This window comes from Companilactobacillus halodurans (assembly GCF_009600995.1).
In the GTDB taxonomy this organism is placed as follows: domain Bacteria; phylum Bacillota; class Bacilli; order Lactobacillales; family Lactobacillaceae; genus Companilactobacillus; species Companilactobacillus halodurans.
This window is the reverse complement of the sequence record NZ_VDFO01000088.1, coordinates 1-1,231: the sequence shown is the minus strand read 5'-3', so window position 1 is coordinate 1,231 and position 1,231 is coordinate 1. Positions and strand designations below refer to the sequence as shown.

The 1,231-nt window shown below is 50.4% G+C and carries 2 rRNA genes; both read left to right on the top strand.

Annotated features, from left to right (window positions below):
* A 23S ribosomal RNA gene (locus FHL05_RS12380) occupies nucleotides 1–1,029 on the top strand; the annotation flags it as partial.
* A gap of 85 nt (nucleotides 1,030–1,114) precedes the next feature.
* Nucleotides 1,115–1,231, top strand: a 5S ribosomal RNA gene (gene rrf / locus FHL05_RS12375).

The following is a 1,231-nucleotide window of genomic DNA, read 5'->3' as shown; positions in this document are numbered from 1 at the left end:
TGCGAAGCTGAAAATTGAAGCCCCAGTAAACGGCGGCCGTAACTATAACGGTCCTAAGGTAGCGAAATTCCTTGTCGGGTAAGTTCCGACCCGCACGAAAGGCGTAATGATTTGGGCACTGTCTCAACGAGAGACTCGGTGAAATTATAATACCCGTGAAGATGCGGGTTACCCGCGACAGGACGGAAAGACCCCATGGAGCTTTACTGTAGCTTGATATTGAGTTTTTGTGTGACATGTACAGGATAGGTAGGAGCCGTTGATATCGGAACGCTAGTTTCGATGGAGGCATTGGTGGGATACTACCCTTGTTATATGAAAGCTCTAACCTACACCATTTAGCGTGGTGAGGGACAGTGTCTGGTGGGCAGTTTGACTGGGGCGGTCGCCTCCTAAAATGTAACGGAGGCGCTCAAAGGTTCTCTCAGAATGGTTGGAAATCATTCGCAGAGTGTAAACGTATAAGAGAGCTTGACTGCGAGACTGACAAGTCGAGCAGGGACGAAAGTCGGAGTTAGTGATCCGGTGGTACCATATGGAAGGGCCATCGCTCAACGGATAAAAGCTACCCTGGGGATAACAGGCTTATCTCCCCCAAGAGTTCACATCGACGGGGAGGTTTGGCACCTCGATGTCGGCTCATCGCATCCTGGGGCTGTAGTCGGTCCCAAGGGTTGGGCTGTTCGCCCATTAAAGCGGTACGCGAGCTGGGTTCAGAACGTCGTGAGACAGTTCGGTCCCTATCCGTCGCGGGCGTAGGAAATTTGAGAGGAGCTGTCCTTAGTACGAGAGGACCGGGATGGACATACCTCTGGTGTACCAGTTGTGCCGCCAGGCGCATCGCTGGGTAGCTACGTATGGACGGGATAAACGCTGAAAGCATCTAAGTGTGAAGCCCCCCTCGAGATGAGATTTCCCATTCCTTTATGGAAGTAAGATCCGTTAAAGAACATGACGTAGATAGGCTGCGGGTGGAAGTGTAGCGATACATGGAGCTGAGCAGTACTAATAGATCGAGGACTTAATCGAGTAAAAGAGTTTACAGCAGTTCGAAGTGTAAGAAATAATTCATTGAAGACTTAATATCTAGTTTTGAAGGTACGAGCGAAAATAGTGTGGTGGCGATAGTGAGAAGGATACACCTGTTCCCATGCCGAACACAGAAGTTAAGCTTCTCCGCGCCGAAAGTAGTTGGTGGGAAACTACCCGCGAGGATAGGGAGCTGCCACGC